This is a genomic window from Agromyces sp. GL_144 (genome assembly GCF_057834305.1).
Genome location: NZ_CM174399.1, coordinates 3,250,279 through 3,272,136, shown reverse-complemented (window position 1 = coordinate 3,272,136; position 21,858 = coordinate 3,250,279). Strand labels below are relative to the sequence as shown.

Genomic DNA, 21,858 nt, shown 5'->3' with positions numbered 1-21,858 from the left:
CGACGCGGGCTCCTGACAACTGCCCCGGTCCACGGCAGGATGGGCAGGGTGAATGTCGTCGAGAATGCCAAGGTCACCGTCGTCGGAGCCGGGAGCGTGGGCACGAGCCTCGCCTACGCCACGCTCATCAGGGGAGCCGCGAGCGAGGTCGCGCTCTACGACATCGCCCGTGAGAAGGTCGAGGCCGAGGTGCTCGACCTCGCGCACGGCACCCAGTTCACGGGCGCGAGCGTGAGCGGCGGCGCCGACCTGGCCGTCGTCGAGGGCTCGCATGTCGTGGTCATCACGGCCGGTGCGAAGCAGCAACCCGGCCAGACGCGGCTCGACCTCGCGGGCACGAACGTGCGCATCCTCGAGAGCCTGCTGCCGACCCTGCTCGAGCGCGCGCCCGACGCGATCTACGTGCTCGTCACGAACCCGGTCGACGTCATGACGGTCGCGGCGCAGCGCATCTCCGGCCTGCCGGCCAACCGCATCTTCGGCTCGGGCACCGTGCTCGACACCTCGCGCCTACGATGGCTGCTCGCCGAGCGCGCGGGCGTCTCGACGTCGAGCGTGCACGCGGCCATCGTCGGAGAGCACGGCGACACCGAGTTCCCGCTCTGGTCGCAGGCGGGCATCGGCCCCGTGCCGATCCTCGACTGGCGCGGCGGTGAGCCGTTCACCCTGCCCGAGCTCGACGAGATCGCCGACGAGGTGCGCAACGCGGCCTACAAGGTCATCAAGGGCAAGGGGGCGACGAACTACGCGATCGGGCTCGCCGGAGCCCGCATCGTCGAGGCGGTCGTGCACGACGAGCGCGCCGTGCTGCCCGTCAGCACCGTGCTCAGCGGCATCCGCGGGCTCGACGGCATCGCCCTCTCGCTGCCGAGCATCGTCGGCGGCGAGGGCGCGTTCCCGATCGCCGAGGCTCCGATGTCCGACGACGAGGCGAAGCTGCTCGCGACCTCGGCCGAGGCGATCCGCGGCTCGCTCGCCTCGCTCGGGTTCTGACGGCGGCCGCTCACCAACGACTGAGGGCGGATGTCGCGTGGCCGCGGCATCCGCCCCTCTGGTGTTCATCGTCACCGACGCGACGAACGGGGCCGCCCGAAGGCGACCCCGTTCGTTCGAGAACGTGCTGAGCGTCAGCGCTAGTCGCGCGCGATCGCGATGAAGCGGAGGATCTCGAGGTAGAGCCAGATGACGGTGACCATGATGCCGAAGGCTCCGGTCCAGCCGTACTTCTTGGGGGCGCGGTTGCGCACCCCCTGCTGGATGAGGTCGAAGTCGAGCACGAGCGAGTAGGCAGCCATGATGATGACGAGCACGCCGATGACGAGGCCGAGCGGGATGCCGAAGATGTCTGTGCCGCGCAGGCCCCACGGGTCGTTGTTGACGCCGGTCCACATGAGGATCATGTTGATGACCGAGAAGACGAGGTATCCGACCATCGCGATGAGGAAGACCTTGGTCGCCTTCTTCGAGGCGCGGATCTTGCCGCTCGCGAAGAGCGCGAGCGTCACGCCGAACACGACGAGGGTGCCGATGACGGCTTGGGCCACGATGCCCGAGTACATGCCCTCGTAGATCTGCGAGATGCCGCCGATGAAGATGCCCTGCGCGCCCGCGTACGCGAGGATGAGGGCCGGCGACGGCTCCTTCTTGAAGATGTTCACCAGCGCGAGCACGAAGCCGACGATCGAGGCGATCCAGAACAGCGCGGGCATGGCCGGGGTGAGGACCCAGCCGATGGCGGCACCGACGAGCAGCACGGCGAAGGCGCCGACCGTCTTGGAGATGGTGTTCTCGACCGTCATGACCTCGCGGTCGGGCAGCGTCGCGGGCTGGTTGTACATCTCCTGCAGCTCTTGCGCGGAGACGTTCTGCGCAACGGCCTGGGCTCCCTGCGAAGAGAATGCGGAGTTCCGCGAGAAGGCGGGATTGTCGAGAGCCATGATGTTCCTCTGCTTTCGGCTGTCGTCGGTGCGGGGGAAGGGGACGGATGCGATATCCGGTGCAACATCCAATCTATCCGGTGAATTCCGTGACGATGCCGTGAGTTCACGCGGATTTCCACGGTCGATGCCGGTCGCGGCGGTTACGCTGAGGCGCATGACGGACGAATCCCTGCCGAATCCGCTCGTCATCGGACACCGAGGCGCCTCCGGCTACCGCCCCGAGCACACCAGGTCGGCGTATGAACTGGCCTTCGCGCTCGGTGCCGATGCGGTCGAGCCCGACCTCGTCGCCACGCGCGACGGCGTGCTCGTGCTGCGTCACGAGAACGAGATCTCCGGCACGACGGATGTCTCGTCCCGACCGGAGTTCGCCGGGCGTCGCACCACGCGCGAGATCGACGGCACCTCCCTTACCGGCTGGTTCACCGAGGACTTCACCTGGGCCGAGCTCTCGACGCTGCGCGCGAGAGAGCGACTCGGGGCCCTGCGGCACGCGAGCGCGAGCTTCGACGGCCGCTACCCGGTGATCCGGTTACGGGACCTCTTCGAGATCATCGACCGGGCCGCCGACGACGGCGGGCGGATGCTTCGCATGGTCGCCGAGTTCAAGCACGCGTCGTACTTCGCCGGCATCGGGCTGCCGCTCGACGAGTTGTTCGCGGCCGAGCTCGACGCCGCAGGCTGGGGCGACGGCGGCGACCGGCTCATCATGGAGGCGTTCGAACCCACGGTGCTCGACGAACTCGCGGCCAGAGGCATCCGCGGCTCTCGAGTGCTGCTCGTCGAGGGTGCGGGTGCGCCCGCCGACCTCGTGCGTGCTGCCGGCTCGGCGGCGCCGTCGTACGACTCGTTCGTGACCGAAGCCGGGCTGCGGTCGCTCATCGGGCGGTTCGACGGCGTGAGCGTCGGCGTGGGACGCCTGCTCGACGCGGCTGCCGTGCCGGGCGCGCCGCTCGCGGGGGCCACGCTGGTCGCGGCCGCCCACGACGCCGGTCTCCGGGTCTTCACGTGGACGCTCCGGCCCGAGAACCGCTTCCTCCCCGCGTCGTACCGGCGTGGCAAGGGCAAGGCGGCCTGGGGCGACTGGATCGGCGCATTCGGCGCCGTGCTCGCGACCGGCGTCGACGGGATTTTCGTCGACCACCCCGACCTCGGGGTCGAGGCTCGGGCGCTCCTCGGGGGCGCACCCGGCTGAGGCGCCGGCAGCGCACGGTCTCGCCTGAGGTGGGTTCCGTCCTGGATTCCGGTACCGGAGTACCGGAGTAGCGAAGTACCGCGAGTTCCGAGGCGAGGCCCCCGCGCTCGTGGCGAAAGGCTCGCCGCGGACACCAGTTCGGAGCGGGCCGTCGGACCCCGGCTGAACGACGGATGCCGCGACGGGAAGGCTCCCGGCCGCGGCATCCGACGTTCGTGGTGTGCGCTGCTACTTCACCTGCGCGCTGATCGTCTGCATGATCGACGTGTCGGCGAGCGTGGTGGTGTCGCCGATGTCGCGGCCCTCGGCGAGGTCGCGCAGCAGTCGCCGCATGATCTTGCCCGAGCGCGTCTTCGGCAGCTCGTTCACGATGAACACCTGGCGGGGGCGCGCGATGGCGCCGATCTGGGTCGCGACGTGCTTGCGCAGTTCGTCGCTCGCGGCCGCGAGATCGGTGACCCGCTCGGCCTGGCTGGCCTTGAGGATCACGAACGCGACGACCGCCTGGCCCGTGGTCTCGTCGGCGGCGCCGACGACGGCGGCCTCGGCGGTCCAGGGGTGGGCGACGAGCGAAGACTCGATCTCGGCGGTCGAGAGGCGGTGACCCGAGACGTTCATGACGTCGTCGACCCGGCCGAGCAGCCAGATGTCGCCGTCTTCATCACGACGGGCGCCGTCGCCGGCGAAGTACTTGTCGCCGAACTTCTCCCAGTAGGTCTCCTTGAAGCGCTCGGGGTCGCCCCAGATGCCGCGCAGCATCGACGGCCACGGCTCGGTGACGACGAGCAGGCCGCCGCCCTCGCCCTCGACGGGCGTGCCGTCGTCGCTCAGGATGTCGATCGAGATGCCCGGGATCGCGACCTGCGCGCTGCCCGGCTTGAGGTCGGTGATGCCCGGCAGCGCCGAGATCATGATCGCGCCGGTCTCGGTCTGCCACCAGGTGTCGACCACGGGGATCGAGCCGCCGCCGATGACGTGGCGGTACCAGATCCAGGCCTCGGGGTTGATCGGTTCGCCGACCGAGCCCAGCAGGCGCAGCGAGCGCAGGTTGAACGCCTGCGGGATGTGGCGACCGGCCTTCATGAACGAGCGGATGGCCGTGGGCGCCGTGTAGAAGATCGAGACCTTGTACTTCTCGATGATCTCCCACCAGCGACCGGGGTGCGGCGTGTCGGGCGTGCCCTCGTAGAGCACCTGCGTGGCGCCGTTCGCGAGCGGGCCGTAGACGACGTAGGAATGCCCCGTGATCCAGCCGATGTCGGCCGTGCACCAGTAGACGTCGGTCTCGGGGTGCAGGTCGAACACGTTCCTGTGCGTGAAGGCGGCCTGGGTGAGGTATCCGCCGCTCGTGTGCAGGATGCCCTTGGGCTTGCCGGTGGTGCCGGAGGTGTAGAGGATGAACAGCGGGTGCTCGGCCTCGAAGCTCGCGGCCTCGTGTTCGTTCGACGCGGTGCCGACGGTGTCGTGCCACCAGAGGTCGCGGTCGTTCCAGGCGACCTCGTTCTCGCCGCGGCGCACGACCAGCACGTTCTTGACGGAGCCGGACACCGACTTCGAGATCGCCTCGTCGACGACGGGCTTCAGCGGGAAGACCTTGCCCTTGCGGTACCCGCCGTCGGCCGTGATGACGAGGGATGCCTCGGCGTCGTCGATGCGCGACGCGAGGCTGTCGGCGCTGAACCCGCCGAAGACGACCGAGTGGATCGCGCCGATGCGGGCGACGGCCAGCATCGAGACGACGGCCTCGGGGATCATCGGCAGGTAGATGGCGACGCGATCGCCCGAGCCGACCCCGAGGTCGGTCAGCACGTTCGCGGCCCGCTTGACCTCGTCGGTCAGCTCGGCGTAGGTGATGTCGCGGGAGTCGCCGGGCTCGCCGACCCAGTGCAGGGCGACGCGGTCGCCGTTGCCGGCTTCGACGTGCCGGTCGAGGCAGTTGACGGCGACGTTGAGCTCGCCGTCGTCGAACCACTTCGCGAAGGGAGGGTTCGACCAGTCGAGGGTCTTGGTGAACGGCTTCTCCCATTGGAGGAGCTCTCGGGACTGGTCGGCCCAGAAGCCGAGCCGGTCGGCCTGTGCGGCCTCGGCGAGGCCGGCGTCGGCGACGGCGTTGGCGGCGAACTCGGGGCTCGGGCGGAATCGCCTGATCTCCTCGAGCGCGTGATCGATCTGAACGGTCATGGTTCTTCAGTCGCTCCTTCGCGATATGGATCATCGGTGGGTCGCCTGCCCCAAGAAGCACCCTACCTCGCGCTCGAGAGGGGTTTCGCCCGGTGTCGTGGACACGGTGCGCGAAACCCTTCCATTGCGGATAATCGACCGTTACTGTGCCTTTGCGCAGAGAAATCTGTGTGTCCGCACAAATGAGGACAAAAAGTACTTGCGTAGACATCGTTAGGCCGTATGCTGAGTACCGCCCGAACATCGTTTCGTGGCCTGCAGCACTCGCGATTCCCCCCAATCCTTGTGCTGCCGAGGCGGCACCTGTTCCCCCCAATGGGTGCCGCCCCCTTTCGTTAAGGGGTGCCGTTCGCGAACGGCGCTGAAAGAAACGAGTCCTCCTCCACAACGACGTGGGGGAGGCTCTTTCCATTTCTGCGGGTGAGCGGATGCCTCGTGCCGAGCGCATCCGGCCCCAGCGCAGGCCCGCAGGGCGGCCCGGCCCCAGCGCAGGCCCGCACGGCGGCCCGGCGTGTCGTGCGCCCGGCTCGTTCAGCTGCGGCGTTTCCGCGCGCACGACGACGGGCGGGTCGGCGCTCGCCGCCGTCCCGCCCGTCGTCGTCCGCGTCTCAGTGCACCAGGCCGTTGGCGGTGCGGAACGCCGCGCGCACCGCGCCGGTCGACGGTGCGGTCTCGATCGGGAGCCCGTCGCGCCGGCTGACGCGGAAGGTGCACCGTTCGCCGGGCAGCAGGGTCTCGAGCATGCGGTCGACGCCCAGCTGCGCCGGCGCGACGCCGACGTGCTCGCCCAACAGGTCGGCCAGCAGTGCGATGTCGCGCAGCAGCGTGACGGCGGTCACGTCGACGACCACGTCGCCGGCGTCGAGCCGCACCCCGAGTTCGTAGACCGCCTCCGGCAGGTCCAGCCGGCGATCGGGTCGGTGCGTCCACACGGCGCGGCCGGACGGCGCATCCACGATCACCAGCTCGTCGGTCGGATCCACCGGCATGCCGAGCGACGGGTCGAGGCGGACCCTGGTCATGGAATCGGCCGCGACGCGGACGTCGAACCCGGCTTCGGCCCTCGTCGAGCCGTCGAGGCCCACGCGGCGCACCCGTACGGGCACGACCGTGTCGTCGGGTCCGTCGTCGACCACGACGAGCTCGAGGCCGAGCGGGCCGGTCGGATCCAGCGTGCCGCCGGGGTCGACGGGCTGCACGGTGACGAGCACGTCGGCGAAGGAACGGCGCAGCGCGTACCAGAGCGGCTTCTCGACCCCGTCGCCGTCGACCGCAGACCAGCTGAGCACCGGCCAGCAGTCGTTCAGCTGCCACACCACGACGCCCGAACAGCGTTCGCGGGTGCGCAGCCATTCGACGCCCGCCGAGACGGCGCGCGCCTGCAGCAGCTGCGTCGCGAAATGCCAGGCCTCGGGCGTCGTGGGTGTCGGCAGGTGCGGCTGCAGTCCTCGTGCGAGCTTGTGCATGCCGCCGATCGCGCGCATGTGGTGGGCCACCTGCGGATTCTCGGGCATGAGCTCGCCGTCGGGTACCGCGCGGCGGAGCGTCGTCCAGGCGGGCGCACCGCACCAGCCCATCTCCGAGACGAAGACCGGATCGTGCCTGCGGTATCCGGCGTAGTCGATGTCGTTCCACTCGTCCCAGAGGTGCGACGGCCCGCGATCGGGGTCGTTCGGTTCCGCGTCGAGCGATCCGCCCCACGGGCTGTTCGGCACATACGGGCGGGTGGGGTCGAGGGCGGCGACGATCTCGGGCAGCAGTCGGGTGTAGTACCCGGCGCCCCAGGCATCGTCGCCGATGATGCCGGTCCAGCCCCAGCCGTGCCAGCCCATGACCGATTCGTTGCCGCCGCACCAGATTGCGACGCTCGGATGACTCGACAGCCGTTCGACCGCCTGCTCGGCCTCGCGGCGCACGAGCGCGGCGATGTCCGCGTCCTCGCGGTACACGGCGCAGGCGAAGAGGAAGTCCTGCCAGACGAGCAGGCCGCGCTCGTCGCATCCGTCGAGGAACGCCTCGCTCGCGAAGACGCCGCCGCCCCAGACCCGAAGCAGGTTGGCGTTGCCCGCCACCGCTTGGTCGAGCCGTGCGTCGAGCCGTGCGTCGGTGACGTCGGCGTCGAACGGGTCGTCGGGGATCCAGTTGTACCCGCGGATGCGCACACGCCTGCCGTTCACGACCAGTGCCCACCGCCCGGGACGGTCGTCGACGGACACCGAGCGGATTCCGATGCGCCGCTCCCAACGGTCGAGCGGCTCGGCACCCGGATCGCCGTCGGCGTCGCGCAGCAGCCGCACCTCCAGCGCATAGCGCGCCTGCGAGCCCAGACCGACGGGCCACCACAGCTCGGGATCGGCGACCTCGAGCTCCAGGGACTGCTCCATGGCGCTCGGATCGACCGCTCCGGCCGGATCGCCGGCGAGGCCGATCGTCGTCGGCACGCGCGCGGACGCGACCTCGCGACCGGCGTCGTCGCGGAGCACCGCCTCGATCGCGTCGGCGGATCCGCGGGCGTCGAGCTCGGTGCGCACGACGACCCGCACCGTGGCCGAGCCCAGGTCGTCGGCGACCTGCACGAGGGGGCGCACGCCGGCGATCCGCGCGCGGAAGCGCTCCAGCCTGATCGGCTGCCAGATGCCCGCCGTCACGTGGTGGGGACCCCAGTCCCAGCCGAAGTTGCACGCCGACTTGCGCACGTGGGGGTAGGGCTCGTCGTACGGGCTCGGAAGCGGGCCGCGTGCGTGTTCGTCGGCGACGGCGTGCGCCCAGGCCGAGTCGAAGCGGACCGAGATCGTGTTCGTGCCGGGGCGAAGCACCTCGTCGACGCGGAACCGATGCGAGAGATGCTGATCGGCGGTGCGACCCACGAGCTCGCCGTTCACGCGCACCTCCGCGAAGGTGTCGAGCCCGTCGGCGACGAGCTCGGTGCGATCGCCGGCCACAGGCGCCCAGTCGACCTCGCGGCGGTACTCCCACGTCGCGTGGCCGACCCAGGTCTGGGCGAGTTCGCCGTACCCGACGTCGGGATCCTCGAGGAGCCCGGCACGCAGCAGGTCGAGGTGCACCTGCCCCGGCACGACGGCCGGAATCGCGTCGGGCAGTGCGGGCGGCACGGGGGCGGACGACACGGACGGGCCGTCGACGCGGCGCAGCATCCATTCTCCTGCGAGGTCGACGCGTTCGACGCTCGGCGATCGCAACGGCGAGGCCCCGACACCCGATGCCTCGGTGACGGACGGGCCGGAGACGGATGCCTCGGAGACGAGTGGTTCGGTCATGCTGGTGCGGGTCATCCCTTCAGAGCTCCTGCGGTGAGTGCCTCCTGCATGCGCTTCTGCAGCACGGCGTACGCGAGGTACACCGGCAGCAGCGTGATCACCGTTCCGGCGGCGAGCACGCCGAAGCGCGTGGAGTCGGACACGAGCGTCGGCAGGGCGACCTGCACGGTCCGGATGTCGGGGGCGGTGCCCGTGATGGTGAGCGAGAAGAGGTACTCGTTCCAGAAGGTCAGCACCTGCAGGATCGTGACGCTGACGATGCCCGGCATGCTCAGCGGGATGAAGATGCGGCGCAGGATGGACCACTGGCCTGCGCCGTCGATCGCGGCGGCCTCGACGAGTTCGTGCGGCACGGTCTTCATGAACTGCGTGAGCAGCAGTACCGACAACGGCAGCGCGCTCGCCGGCAGGAACAGCATCTGGAACTCGCGCGTGTAGAACAGGCCCATCTGGATGGCGAGGATGACGGTCGGGATGAGCGCCGCGAACGGCGGGATCAGGAACCCGGCCGAGAACGTGCCGGTGACGAGGCGGGCGATACGGCCGTCGCTGCGGGCCAGCGCGTAGGCCGCGGGAACGGCGAGCGCGAGGGTCAGGATGACGGCCACGCCCGAGACCATGACGGAGTTCCAGAGCGCGGTGCCCAGGGCGGCGCGCTCCCAGGCCTGCGAGAAGTTCTCCCAGAACAGGGTCGTGGGCAGTCCGAACGGATCGGTGAAGATCGCCACGTTGTTCTTCAGCGAGCTCACCACGAGGTAGTAGAGGGGAATCGCGAGGATCAGGGCGTAGAGCCACGCGAGCACGGTGGCGAACGGGCCCATGCTCGTGGGCGCCGGCAGCCGGCGTCGGCGCCGCGGGGCCGACGTAGCCCGGGCCGGGGAGAGGGAAGAAGCGGTCATGACCGGTCCGTTCAGATCTTGGTGCGCAGCACGCGGCGGATGAGCAGCATGCCGAGGATGCCGAGGACGAGGAGGATGATGCCGACCGCCTGGCTGTAGCCGAGGTCGCGCTGCGAGAACGCCTTCGCGTAGACGAGGTACGAGAGGGTCGTGCTCGACGTGCCCGGACCGCCCTTGGTCAGCAGCAGGATCAGCGCCGCCGAGGTGAACAGCGTCCAGAGGAACTGCAGCATCGTGAGGGTGGCGAAGTAGTCCTTGACCATGGGGAACGCGATCTGCCAGATCTTGCGGGTGCGACCCGCGCCGTCGAGGTCGGCGGCCTCGAGGACCTCGGTGGGCAGACTCGCGAGCCGCGCCGCGAAGAGCACGGCCGTCCACCCCACGCCCGACCACAGGTCGATGAAGATGATGGATGCGAGCGCCGTGCCGGGGTTCGCGAGCCACGCGGTCGTCAGCGCGTCGAGGCCGATGGCGTCGAGCAGTCCGTTGAGGCCGCCCGTGGGGGACAGCACGCCGTAGAACATCATCGCCTTGATCGAGATCGAGATGAGACCAGGCGTGAAGAACAGCACGCTGAGCAGGCGATGGCCGCGCGGCTTCGAGTTCAGGAAGTAGCCGAGCAGGAACGCCAACGGCATCATCAGGGGGATCGCCACGGCGACCTGCACGGCGCTGTTGCGGAGCGCCTCGAAGAAGGTCGGGTCGGTGAAGACGCGCTCGAAGTTGCCGAGTCCGGTGAACGACGCCTCGTAGAGCAGGCCGCGCCAGTCGAGGAACGCGATGACGAACATGCCGGCGAGCGGGCCGACGGTGAAGAAGAGGAACCACGCCATGGACGGCGCGGTGAGCCAGAGCAGTCGTCGCTCACGGCGGAGGCCTCCGCCGCGGCGTCGCGGCGGAGGGGTGGGGCTGGGGGCGGCTGCACCGGCAGGGGGTCCGGTGCGCACGGGTGTCTCGATCACGGAAGTCCTTTCACGGCGGGCGGGGTCGGACGGCACCGACCCCGCACGCCGCGGTCACTGATTGGTGCTAGAGGGTCGCCTGGTCGAGGCCGGCGCAGATCTCCTGCGCGTCGCCGCCGCCGAACGCCTTCGTGATGACCTGGATGAGCGGGTCGGAGGAGGCGCCGATCCAGACGTCGGGGAGCACGGCGTAGTCGACCGAGTCGCCGAGGGCGAGCGCCTGCTTCAGCAGCGGGTTCTGGGCCTGGCCGGCGAAGTCGCCGATCACGGGGGTGACGTTGTTGCCGTTCTCGACGAAGTCGGCGACCGCGTCATCGGTGTAGAACGCCTCGATCAGCTGGCGCACGAGGTCGGCGCGCTCGTCGGATGCGCCCTGCTTCGTGACCATGAACCCGACGCCCGTGAAGCCCTGGAAGGCGGTCGGAGCGCCGAACGTGCCGTCGGACGGAACCGCGAGGCCGCCGACCGTCGTCGACCCCTCGATGCCGGTGCCGGACTCGAGCGCCGGCGCGAACGCCCACGAACCGGCGGGCATTGCGGCGGCCTCGCCGGCGAAGTACGTGGCGTACATGTCGTCGGCGGTGTAGCCCGCGACGTCGTCGACGAAGACGCCGGCGTCGCGAAGCTCGGTGAACAGCTCGATGCCCTTCACGATGTCGCCGGCATCGCAGTAGCCGCCCTCGCTCATGACCTGCTTGGTGGTGTCGGCATCGGCGTAGGACTGGATGATCTGGTAGAAGAGCTTCTGGCCCGACCAGTCGTTGCCGCCCACGATGAGCGGCGGCACGTCGGCCGCACGGAGGGCTGCCGCCGCGGCGATGAGATCGTCGGTCGTCGCGGGGATCTCATCGATGCCGGCCTTCTCGAGCAGGTCGGTGTTGTACCAGAGCGGCCAGCTGAAGCCGCTGTACGGCAGGCCCTGCAGCTCGCCGGCGGGGTCGCTGCCGACCCGCCACTCGGTCAGCGCGCTCTCCTGGAGGCGGTCGGCCAGGCCCCACTCCTCGAGCTGGTCGTCGAGCGGCACGGTGACGCCCGCGTCGAGCCAGCCGAGGGTCTTGTCGTAGAGGTTGACGATGACGAGGTCGGGCGACTTGCCCGCCGCGACGGCCGTCTCGACCTGGTCGTCGATCTCCTCGAGGCCGTCGGTGAACTCGACCTCGATGCCGGTGTCCTCGGTGAACGCGTCGAAGACGCGCTGCTGGATCTCGGCCTCTGCGCTGCCGGCCGCCCAGCGGGTGACGACCGAGATCGAGTCGGCGGACGGCTCTGCGCTCTGGCCGGCGCAGCCGGTGAGCATGAGGCTCGGGATGACCGCCGCCGCCGCGATGAGCGCGGCGGTTCTGGTCTTGCTGTGATTCATGGGGGCTCCTTTGCTCGAAAGCGAATCCCCAACAGGATGTCCGACCAGACGTCGGATGTCAACGACTTAGATAAATAATTTATCTTTAAGCGACTCCGGCGCTCGGCGGTGTTTCGGCGGGAGATTCTCCGCCGCGCTCCGGCGCTTCGGGCGGGACATCCGTCGACCCCCTGGCGACGAACTCCGCCGCCGGCGCGCGCACGGTTCGCGCCGCACGACCCTCGATCGCCTCGAGCGCGAGCGAGCCGATCAGCTCGCCGATCGTCTGCACGTCGTGGCTCATCGCCGACAGCGGCGGTGAGGAGAGCTGGCACAGCGCCGAATCGTCCCACGCGACGATCGAGACCTGCGTCGGCACGTCCAGGTCGAGCTCGCGGGCCGCCGCCAGTGCGCCGATGGCCATCAGGTCGTTGTCGGCGACGATCGCGGTCGGCGGGTGCCCGTCGCCGAGCAGGGTGCGCGCGAGATCGCGCCCGCTCCGCTCGGTGTAGTCGCCCTCGAGGACGACGGTCGTGGCCTCTGACCCGGCGGCGACCCGTTGGAAGGCCGCGACCCGGAGGCGGGTGTGCGCCATGCGTGCGGGCCCGGTGAGGTGTGCGATGCGCGTGTGGCCGAGCCGGAGCATCGCCTCGACCGCGGCCTCCATGACCACGTCGTCTTGGGACCACACGGTCGCGAGGCCGCCGGCCGTGTCGGGGTCGCCGCTGACCACCGCCGGGATGCCGAGCTCGGCGACCAGGTCGACCGCCGCGTCGCCGGGCTCCAGGTCCATGAGGATGACGGCGTCGACGAGGCCGCCGGCATGCCAGTGGCGGATCGTCTCGGCCACGCCCGACGGGCTCGGCACGATGCGCAGGAGCAGGGACGCGTCTCGGGGGAGGAGCACCCGCTCGATGCCGGCGATGAGCTCGTGCATGTACGGCTCGGCGCCGAGCACCTCGGCGGGCTTGGCCAGCGCGAATCCGATCGTGTGTCGCATCGGCACCTCCACCTCGTCGTCGCCCGGTTCTGGTGAACTAACCTACTGGGACGACGGAGGGAGACGGCATGGCGCGTCGCGAACAGGCGGCCGGTCCGGGCAGCCGGGCACTCATCGTCGACCTCATCCGCTCGGCCGGGCGCATCAGCAGGGTCGAGCTGACCGAGCTCACCGGTCTCACCCAGCCCGCCGTGTCGGGCATCGTGCGCAAGCTCATCGCCGACGGCGTCATCCGCGAGGCGGGCACGGCGGTGTCGACGCGGGGCAAGCCGCGATCCATGCTCGAGCTGGACTCGCATGCCGCATACGGCATCGGCATGCACGTCAGCCCCGCGGCGATCACGTGCGTGGCGACCGACACGCTCGGCGGGGTCATCGCCCGCCAGGCGGTCGCCACCGACGGACCGCCCACCGAGCCGATCGCCGACCGCATCGCCGCGCTCTACCGACGCTTCGTCGAGGCGGTCGGGCTCGAACCCGGCGAGGTCGTCGGCCTCGCCGTCGCCGTTCCCGGTCCGCTCGACATCACGACCGGGCGCGTCTACCTGCCGCCGCGCATCGCCGGCCTCGAGGGCGTGGCCCTGCGCGATGAGCTCGCGGGTCGACTCGACACCCGCGTGTTCGTCGACAACGACGCCTCGTTGGCCGCCGTCGGCGAGTTCTGGAGTCGCAACGTCTCCCGCTCCGATGCGTTCGCCACGATCTACATGGACGGCGGCATCGGCGCCGGCGTCGTGCTCGGCGGTTCGCTCGTGCGCGGTGCGAGCTCGAACACGGCCGAACTCGGCCATGTCACGGTCGAGCCCGGCGGCGTCGACTGCTTCTGCGGCAACGTCGGATGCCTCGAGCGATACGCCTCCCCGGCCGCCGTCGCCGAGCAGGTGAGGGCGAGCCCCCGCGCGCTGTCCGCGGAGATCGAGGCGCTCGGCGACGCGGCCCTCTTCGACCACATCGCGCGCGCCGCCGTCACGGGCGACGACGACGCGGCGCAGGTGGTCCAGCGCGCGGCCGACCGGCTGGCCCTCGCCGCCGTCACGCTCGCGAACCTGTTCGACGTCGACCGCATCGTGCTCGCGGGGGCGGGCTTCGCGGTGGCCGGCTCGATCTTCGTCCGCGCCGTGCAGGCGCGACTCGACGAGCGCGCGTTCGCGCGGGCCATCCACGCGACCACGGTCGAGCTCGCCATCGACCCGCGCGATTCGGCGGCGATCGGAGCGGCGACACTCGTGCTGCAGAGCTCGGTGGCGCCGGGGCACGGTCCGGCCCCGCGCGGCTGAGGGACCTCGCCCGAGAGCTCCCCTCGAGGCATCCGGTCGAGCGCTCATGCTGCAGGGTCGCCGCCTCTGCCGATCGACCCGCGACATCCGCCGCGGCATCCGCTCCCGATCGCGTCATGCCGCTCTCGCAAAGCTTTAATCATAAATTAGTTATCTTTAACGTTGACATCCGATGTCTGCACGCGAGAAGCTGATGGGCGATTCACGTTCGAGCAAGGGAGCCCCATGAATCGCAGCAGGACGCGCCCGATCGCGCACGCGCCCGCCGAGCGGCCGAACCAGATGGTCGAGCGCCGCACCCCATCCCGCACATCCCGTCGCATCGGCGGCGTCCTCGCGAGCACGGTGGCACTCGCCTCGCTCGTGCTCGCCCTCGTGACGCCGCCGGCGTTCGCCGCGGAGCCCACGGGCCGCGACCTGCATGTCGCCACCAGCGGCGACGACGTGAACCCCGGCAGCGAGTCCGAACCGTTCCGCACGATCGACCACGCAGCGCAGGAGGCGCAGCCCGGCGACACCGTCGTGGTGCACGCCGGCCTCTACCGCGAATGGGTGAAGCCCGCGCGTGGCGGCACCGACGAGGACCATCGCATCACGTACACGAACGCCGGCGACGGCGAGGTCGTGATCAAGGGCTCCGAGGAGATCGACACCTGGGAGCCGCAGTCGGGCGACGTGTGGAAGGTCACACTCCCCGACACGTACTTCGGCGACTGGAATCCCTATGCGCAGGGCCAGCCGCAGGGCGGCGGCGGCGGCACCTTCCCCGGCTACTCCGCGGGCGACGTCTACCTCGACGAGCAGGCCTACTACCAGAAGCCGTCGCTCGCCGCCGTGACGAGCGCGGCGAACACCTGGTATGCCGAGGTCGCCGGCGGCAGCACGACGATCTACGCGAACTTCGACGGGGCGGACCCCAATGCGAAGCTCGCCGAGATCAATGTGCGCCGCCAGATCATCGCGCCCGACGCCTGGGGCCTCGGGTACATCACGATCGACGGCCTCACGGTCAAGCATGCGGCGAACACCTATTCGGACTTCCCCTCGAGCCCCTCCCGGCGTCAGGCGGGCGCGATCGGCGTCAACGGCGGCCTCAAGTGGATCATCCAGAACAACACCGTGCTGAACGCCCGCACGATCGGCATCGACATCGGGCTCGGCAACGACGAATGGGCCGGCAACCGCCCCGGCGAGACGCGCACCGACTTCCGCGACACCGACGCCTACGGCTCGCACATCGTGCGCAACAACTACATCGGCAAGTCCGGCCAGTCAGGCATCGCCGGAGTGTTCTCCTGGAACTCGGAGATCCTCTACAACCGGATCGAGGACACCAACTACCGCGGTGAGTTCAGCGGTGCCGAGACGGCCCCGATCAAGGTCCACTACATGAACGAGGGCCTGATCAAGGGCAACTACATCAAGAACTCGAAGGGCGGCAACTCGGCCGGCATCTGGACCGACTGGGGCAACCAGAACGTGCGCGTCACGGGCAACATCGTCATGAACGCGCCATGGGGCTACTACGCCGAGGCCGTGCACGGTCCGATCCTCGTCGACAACAACGTCTTCATCGGCAACAGCGACATCCGCATGCTCGACGCCACCGGGGTCGTCTTCGCGAACAACCTCTTCATCGACAACGGCAACATCAACGTCGACGGCGGCGGGCGCGAGAACTACTACTTCGAGCCGGGCACCATGAACGAGACGAACGCGAACAACGCGGTGCAGAAGTTCTTCTGGTTCAACAACCTCGTGCAGGGCTCGAACCTGCCGAACGACGCGACGAACAAGACCCACGTCAAGGAGGGCAACGCGACCGGCGTCGTCTCGAACGTCGAGGTCGGCTCGACCGGCGACGAGATGACGCTCGACTTCGACCTCGACGCGTCGGCCATCGGCGGCAACACGCCGGTGACCCAGGCGCGCGTCGGCACGATCCCGCTCGCGAACGAGTCGATCGCAGCCGACGTCACCACCGACTTCTTCGGCGAGGCCTTCGACGGCGACAGCCTCATCGCGGGCCCCTTCGCCGACGCTGCGGCCGGTGCGAACTCGTACACCCTGTGGCCGCCGGCCGGCCAGACCGTGCCCGCGCCGCCGGCCCCGCCGACGGACGTGCCCGTCAACCTCGCGCTGAACCCCGATGCGGTCGCCACCGCGTCCTATGAGGACGGCAGCTACGTCGCCGCCGACGCGATCGACGGCAACGGCTCGTCGCGGTGGTCGAGCGACCACAGCAACGACCAGAACGCGTGGATCCAGGTCGACCTCGGCGACCGGTACGACGTCTCCCGCGCCGTCTTCTCGTGGGAGGCCGCGTACGCCAAGGCGTACAAGGTGCAGATCTCCGACGACGGCGAGGAGTGGACCGACGTGCACTCGACGACGACCGGCGCCGGCGGCGTGGAGTCCGTCCAGATCCGTCAGCAGACGCGGTTCATCCGCATGCAGGGGGTGCAGCAGCAGACCGCGTACGGTTACTCGCTCTACGAGTTCGAGGTCTACGGCGCGCCGATCCAGCCCGAGGTGCCGGTCAACGTCGCGTTGAACCGGCCGCCGTCGGCGTACACCGCGTCGTCGCAGTCGAACGACGGCAGCGGCGAGGCGAACAGCCAGCCGCAGAACGACCGATCCGCGTTCCGCGCGTTCGACGGCAACGCCGCGACGCGCTGGGGCTCCGACGGAGGTGACGCGCAATGGCTCCAGGTCGACCTCGGCCAGGCGCACCTCCTCGATCGTGTCGTGCTGAACTGGGAGGGCGCCTACGCGTCCAGGTACGCGGTCCAGGTCTCGCAGAACGGCACCGAGTGGACCGACGTGCACGCCCACGACGACGCGGAGCCGACGGGCGACCACATCGACGAGATCGCATTCGAGGAGCCCGTGGAGGCGCGCTTCGTGCGCGTGCAGGGCGTCGAGGCCAAGACGCAGTGGGGCCTGTCGCTGTGGGAGTTCGAGGTGTACGGCAAGGTCGCGCCCGCCGAGGCGGCGCCCGCGTGGCCCGTGGGAGCGGAGCTCACGATCGGCGACGTGACCGACGCCTCGGCGACGATCGCCTGGCCCGCCGCGACCGACGCGGGCGGCGTGCAGGGCTACAAGGTCCTGCTCGGCACGACGCTCGTCGAGACGCTCGGCGCCGATGCGCGCTCGATCGTGCTCGACGGACTCGAGCCGGGCGCGACCTACACGGCACGCGTCATCCCGTTCGACGCGACCGGTGACGGCACGGCGCTCGCGAAGAGCTTCACGACGTCGGGCAACCCCGCGACCCGCGCGATCTCGACGACGTATCCGAAGACCTACGACGACTGGGAGAACGGCCTGCTCGCCGGCAACGGCGACGACGGCATCATCGTCTTCGGCGACCCGCGCGACGAGACGGTGGTCTTCAACGACCGCGACTTCTTCCTCGCCCGCAGCGAGTCGCAGCCGCACCGCACCTTCAACACGGTTCCCCAGGAGGACATCGACGAGATCCGGCAGTTGCTGATCGACGGCGAGTACCAGGAGGCGAACCAGCTCGCGGCCGACGTGCAGGGCTACCGCGGAGGCGGCGAGGGGAGCAAGCACCCCGGCTACAAGATGACGATCGAGCTGCCCGACACGGGCGAGGTCTCGAACTACGTGCGATCGACGGACTACTCGGCGGGCGTCGTCGCGGTCGACTGGAGCGACGACCTCGGCGACTGGCAACGGGAGTCGTTCGTGTCGCAGACCGACGACGCCACGGTGCAGTACCTGCCCGCGCCCGACGGTCAGACCCTCGACGTCACGCTCGGCCTCGAGATCGACCCGGGCATGAACCTCCTCAACAAGGGGCTCACCGCGACCGACAACTCGAACACCGACTTCCTGGACATCCGCGTGAAGTACCCGAACGGGCGCTATGACGCGGGCTACGAGGGCGTCACGCGCATCGTCACCGACGGCACGAAGTCGATGGACGGCGACAAGGTGTCGGTGACGGATGCCTCGTACGTGCTGCTGCTCTCGAAGACGCAGCGGTACGACGGCACCTACGAGGGCGGCGTCCCCGCCGAGCAGGAATGGGACCGCGAGGAACTGCAGGACGAGCTCGCCGCGATCGACGACGACTACGCCGCGCTGCGCGCGCGTCACGTCGCGAAGCACAGCGAGATGTTCGACCGCGTCTCGATCGACTTCGGCGCCTCGGACGCCGACCGCTCGAAGTCGAACGAGCAGCTCCTCGCCGAGCAGAAGACCTCGGCCACGCCGAACCCTGCCCTGTACGAGCGGCTCTACTACTCGGGCCGGTACCACCTCATCGGGTCGAGCAGCGCGACCGCGCCACCCGACCTGCTCGGCAACTGGACCGGTGACAGCAACGTGGGCTGGGACGGTTACTACCACCTCGACGCCAACCTGAACCTGCAGATCTCGGGCGGCAACATCGGCAACCTGCCCGAGGTGATGGAGGGCTATTACCACATCAACCACGAATGGCAGGAGGACTTCCGCACCAACGCGCAGAAGCTCCTCGGCACGCGCGGCATGCTCACGGGCGGCAACACGCCGAACGGCGAGGGCCTCATCTCGAACATCAACTTCGACTACCCGTACCAGTACGTCACGGGCGGTGAGTCGTGGCTGCTCTACCCGTTCTGGGAGCACTACCAGATGAGCGGTGACGAGCAGTTCCTCGAGGACGAGTACTACCCGCTGATCCGCGACATGGGCGACTTCTACGAGGACTTCCTGCAGGAGAAGGACGAGAACGGCGATTACATCTTCGCCGGGTCGATCTCGCCGGAGAACCGTCCGGCGGGCGGCGTGCCGCTCTCGGTCAATTCGGTCTACGACATCGCGGGCGCCAGGTTCGCGCTCGAGACGCTGATCGAGACGAGCACGCTGCTCGGCCGCGACGCCGACCGGGTGCCGGTCTGGCAGGAGTTGCTCGACAACCTGCCGCCCTACCTGGTGAACGACGACGGTGCGCTCGCCGAGTGGGCCTGGCCCGACCTCGCGAACAAGAACAGCTACCAGCACCGGCACTCGAGCGCGCAGATGCCGGTCTGGCCCTACCGCGAGGTGACGGCCGAGAAGGACCGCGAGCTCTACGACGCCGCACGGGTGGCGCTGCAGAAGAAGGACGGAGGCAATTACGAGAACGCCGGCCACGGTCTGCTGCACAGCGCGCTCGTCGCGGCGAACCTCAACAACGCGGACTCGGTGAACGCGAAGCTGCTCAGGTTCGCCAAGGACGACTACTACTACTCGAGCCTCTCGACCTCGCATTACAACAATCACGGGGTGTTCGCGACCGACGTCGTGAACTCGGTGCCGACGATCATGATGGAGATGCTCGCGACCACCGACGAGGGCACCCTCGAGTTGCTCCCGGCACTGCCGAAGTCGCTCGCGAAGGGTTCGGTCTCGGGCATGCTGGGGCGCGGACAGCTCACGATCGACCACCTCGCGTGGGACACCGACGCCCGCACGGCGACCGTCACGGTCACCTCCGGCATCGACCAGGACCTCACGCTGATCCAGCGGGCGGGCATCGAGTCGATCACGAGTGACGACGTCGAGGTGCGGCCGTCGCCGCTCGGCGGGATCGCCCGCGTGCTCCAGCTCGAGCAGGGGGTGCCCGCGACCGTCGAGCTGACGTTCGAGGATGCCTCGCGCATCAATCTGGCCCTCGGCAAGACGGCGTCCGCGTCATCGGAGTCGAACGCGGACCAGGCCGCGGCCAAGGCGTTCGACGGCGACCCGTCGACGCGCTGGGCGGCGAACCAGGGGGCCGACGAGTGGCTCCAGGTCGACCTGGGCGATGTCTACGCGCTCACCGAGGTGGACCTCGCCTGGGAGGCCTCGTACGCGAAGGGCTACCGTCTGCAGGTGTCGACCGATGGCGAGCACTGGACCGACGCGGTGACCCGCACCGATGCGAAGGGCGGCACCGAGGTGCTGCCGCTCGGCGCCATGGGCCGCTACGTGCGGATGCAGGGCACCGAGATGAGCGGCGAGTGGGGCTACTCGCTCTACGAGTTCGAGGTCTACGGCCAGTCTCCGCCGAACCTCGCGCTCGGCAAGCCGGCAGAGGCCTCATCGCAGTCCAGCCCGCAGCAGGGCGCCGCGGCCGCGGTCGACGGTGATGCCTCGACCCGCTGGAGCGCGAGCCAGTCCGCCGACAACTGGATCCAGGTCGACCTCCAGGCCGAGTACGACGTGTACCGCGTCGCCATCGACTGGGAGGACTCGTTCGCGCGCGGCTACCGTGTGCAGACCTCGCCGGACGGGCAGGCCTGGACCGACGTGTTCACCGAGACGGCCGGCGACGGCGGCACCGACCTGATCGACCTCGCCGTGCCCGCCCGGTTCATCCGGGTCCAGGGCACGGAGCTGAGCGGCCAGTGGGGCTACTCGATCTACGAACTGCGCGTCTACGGCACGGTGCCGGGCGGCGACGGCGACGAGACCGTGCAGCTCGTCACGGCGCAGCTCGACGCGCTGCCGGATGCCTCGGCGATCACGCTCGGCGACCGGGTCGTCGTGCAGGCGGCACGGGCGGCCTTCGACGGGCTGAGCGAGGCCCAGCGGCAGGAGGTTCCGGCTGCGAGCGTCGAGCGGCTGCTCGCCGCGGAGCAGCGGTTGGCGCAACTCGAGGAGACGGGCCCGACGGCTGCCGAGGTGGCGGCGACGATCACGTCGTTGACGTCGCCGTTGCCGGATGCCACGTCGCTGGCGTTGCCCGTCGTGCCCGAGGGCTTCTCGGTGGCGATCTCGTCGAGTGATGCGCCTGAGGTGGTGGGCACGGATGGCACGGTGGCGCCGCCGTCGGAGGCGACGGAGGTGGTGCTGGTGCTCACGGTGACCAGGCTCTCCGACGGCAGCACGGCCGAGACCGACGGCCTCGCCGTGACGGTGCCGGCCCGTACGTCGACCGACCCGACCGACCCGACGGACCCGACCGACCCGGTGGATCCGGTCGAGCGGACGGCTGCCGAGGTGGCGGCGACGATCACGTCGTTGACGTCGCCGTTGCCGGATGCCACGTCGCTGGCGTTGCCCGTCGTGCCCGAGGGCTTCTCGGTGGCGATCTCGTCGAGTGATGCGCCTGAGGTGGTGGGCACGGATGGCACGGTGGTGCCGCCGTCGGAGGCGACCGAGGTGGTGCTGGTGCTCAGGGTGACCAGGCTCTCCGACGGCAGCACGGCGGAGACCGAGGCTCTTCCGGTGACGGTGCCGGCCGGCACCTCGACGGCCCCCGTCGATCCGGGAGCCGATTGGGTGAAGATCGACATCGGAACGGGTGTGGTCGAGCAGGGCGGAACGCTCGCGGTCGCGTTGTCGGGCCTGAGGCCTGCGCAGCAGGTCCGTGCGACCCTGCACAGCGACCCGATCACGGTCGGCGGCATCCCGCCGGCCGACGCCGACGGGCGAGTCCGGTTCGAGGTGCGCATCCCCGCGGATCTCACGGCGGGCACGCACACCCTCGTGATCGAGTCCGACGGGTTCGAGCCGGTGTCGGTCACCGTGCACGTCTATCCGGCGGGGTCCCTCGCGTCGACCGGGTATGCGGCGCCGATCGCCGCAGTGACCGGTGCGGTCGTGCTGCTCCTCCTCGGCGGAGTGCTGGTGCTGCGTCGACGGCGCGTGCGCGGGTCGATCGCCTGAGCGGGGCGGAGCGGAGGGCCGACGTGGTCGGCGCTCCGCTCCGCTGCGACGAGTTCTCGCGCGGCGTTGCGCATGGGGCGCATGCGCCGGAGCCGGTCTCGTGACGAGTCGTCCTCCACAGCCGTGCGATCGGGGCTCCTTCG

At 69.8% G+C, this 21,858-nt stretch carries 11 protein-coding genes; 4 read left to right on the top strand and 7 right to left on the bottom strand.

The annotated features are described in order from the left end of the window. Window positions 1–48 precede the first annotated feature (48 nt). Window positions 49–993 carry an L-lactate dehydrogenase gene (locus tag AC3IPY_RS14995; RefSeq protein ID WP_489185078.1) on the top strand — a complete coding sequence of 315 codons (945 nt, stop codon included), beginning with the start codon at window positions 49–51 and terminating at the stop codon, window positions 991–993. 140 nt (window positions 994–1,133) lie between these two features. Here the strand turns inward: AC3IPY_RS14995 and AC3IPY_RS14990 are convergent, their stop codons facing one another. Next, window positions 1,134–1,937, bottom strand: coding sequence for a Bax inhibitor-1/YccA family protein (locus AC3IPY_RS14990; RefSeq protein WP_489185077.1), 804 nt, complete (start codon window positions 1,935–1,937; stop codon window positions 1,134–1,136). A 157-nt stretch (window positions 1,938–2,094) separates the two neighbouring features. Here AC3IPY_RS14990 and AC3IPY_RS14985 point away from each other — a divergent pair, with 157 nt between their 5' ends. Further along, complete coding sequence (locus AC3IPY_RS14985) at window positions 2,095–3,135, top strand: glycerophosphodiester phosphodiesterase family protein (RefSeq protein ID WP_489185076.1); 1,041 nt, start codon at window positions 2,095–2,097, stop codon at window positions 3,133–3,135. Between the two features lie 228 nt (window positions 3,136–3,363). Here the strand turns inward: AC3IPY_RS14985 and acs are convergent, their stop codons facing one another. From acs to AC3IPY_RS14955, 6 genes are all read right to left on the bottom strand, one after another. After that, window positions 3,364–5,316, bottom strand: a complete 1,953-nt coding sequence (acs, locus tag AC3IPY_RS14980) for an acetate--CoA ligase (protein WP_489185075.1) — start codon at window positions 5,314–5,316, stop codon at window positions 3,364–3,366. A gap of 608 nt (window positions 5,317–5,924) precedes the next feature. Further along, window positions 5,925–8,594 carry a glycoside hydrolase family 2 protein gene (locus AC3IPY_RS14975; protein ID WP_489185074.1) on the bottom strand — a complete coding sequence of 890 codons (2,670 nt, stop codon included), beginning with the start codon at window positions 8,592–8,594 and terminating at the stop codon, window positions 5,925–5,927. Between the two features lie 11 nt (window positions 8,595–8,605). Further along, on the bottom strand, window positions 8,606–9,493 hold the full coding sequence (locus AC3IPY_RS14970) for a carbohydrate ABC transporter permease (protein ID WP_489185073.1): 888 nt from the start codon (window positions 9,491–9,493) through the stop codon (window positions 8,606–8,608). 11 nt (window positions 9,494–9,504) lie between these two features. Continuing rightward, entirely contained in the window at window positions 9,505–10,455 is a 951-nt protein-coding gene (locus tag AC3IPY_RS14965; RefSeq protein WP_489185072.1) for a carbohydrate ABC transporter permease, read from the bottom strand. 67 nt (window positions 10,456–10,522) lie between these two features. Next, window positions 10,523–11,815 carry an ABC transporter substrate-binding protein gene (locus AC3IPY_RS14960; protein ID WP_489185071.1) on the bottom strand — a complete coding sequence of 431 codons (1,293 nt, stop codon included), beginning with the start codon at window positions 11,813–11,815 and terminating at the stop codon, window positions 10,523–10,525. Between the two features lie 85 nt (window positions 11,816–11,900). After that, the gene (locus AC3IPY_RS14955; RefSeq protein WP_489185070.1) at window positions 11,901–12,794 is read right to left on the bottom strand and encodes a LacI family DNA-binding transcriptional regulator; all 894 of its coding nucleotides are present in this window, start codon (window positions 12,792–12,794) and stop codon (window positions 11,901–11,903) included. A gap of 68 nt (window positions 12,795–12,862) precedes the next feature. Here AC3IPY_RS14955 and AC3IPY_RS14950 point away from each other — a divergent pair, with 68 nt between their 5' ends. Together AC3IPY_RS14950 and AC3IPY_RS14945 are read left to right on the top strand one after the other, a co-directional pair. Then, window positions 12,863–14,071 carry an ROK family transcriptional regulator gene (locus AC3IPY_RS14950; protein WP_489185069.1) on the top strand — a complete coding sequence of 403 codons (1,209 nt, stop codon included), beginning with the start codon at window positions 12,863–12,865 and terminating at the stop codon, window positions 14,069–14,071. A 225-nt stretch (window positions 14,072–14,296) separates the two neighbouring features. After that, entirely contained in the window at window positions 14,297–21,715 is a 7,419-nt protein-coding gene (locus AC3IPY_RS14945) for a discoidin domain-containing protein (RefSeq protein ID WP_489185068.1), read from the top strand. Window positions 21,716–21,858: the final 143 nt, after the last annotated feature.

What these genes read in the sequence shown, in the direction of transcription:
- AC3IPY_RS14990 (WP_489185077.1), bottom strand. Translation starts at nt 1,937, where the DNA reads ATGGCTCTCGACAATCCCGCCTTCTCGCGGAACTCCGCATTCTCTTCG.
- AC3IPY_RS14985 (WP_489185076.1), top strand. Translation starts at nt 2,095, where the DNA reads ATGACGGACGAATCCCTGCCGAATCCGCTCGTCATCGGACACCGAGGC.
- acs (WP_489185075.1), bottom strand. Translation starts at nt 5,316, where the DNA reads ATGACCGTTCAGATCGATCACGCGCTCGAGGAGATCAGGCGATTCCGC.
- AC3IPY_RS14975 (WP_489185074.1), bottom strand. Translation starts at nt 8,594, where the DNA reads ATGACCGAACCACTCGTCTCCGAGGCATCCGTCTCCGGCCCGTCCGTC.
- AC3IPY_RS14970 (WP_489185073.1), bottom strand. Translation starts at nt 9,493, where the DNA reads ATGACCGCTTCTTCCCTCTCCCCGGCCCGGGCTACGTCGGCCCCGCGG.
- AC3IPY_RS14960 (WP_489185071.1), bottom strand. Translation starts at nt 11,815, where the DNA reads ATGAATCACAGCAAGACCAGAACCGCCGCGCTCATCGCGGCGGCGGCG.
- AC3IPY_RS14955 (WP_489185070.1), bottom strand. Translation starts at nt 12,794, where the DNA reads ATGCGACACACGATCGGATTCGCGCTGGCCAAGCCCGCCGAGGTGCTC.
- AC3IPY_RS14950 (WP_489185069.1), top strand. Translation starts at nt 12,863, where the DNA reads ATGGCGCGTCGCGAACAGGCGGCCGGTCCGGGCAGCCGGGCACTCATC.
- AC3IPY_RS14945 (WP_489185068.1), top strand. Translation starts at nt 14,297, where the DNA reads ATGAATCGCAGCAGGACGCGCCCGATCGCGCACGCGCCCGCCGAGCGG.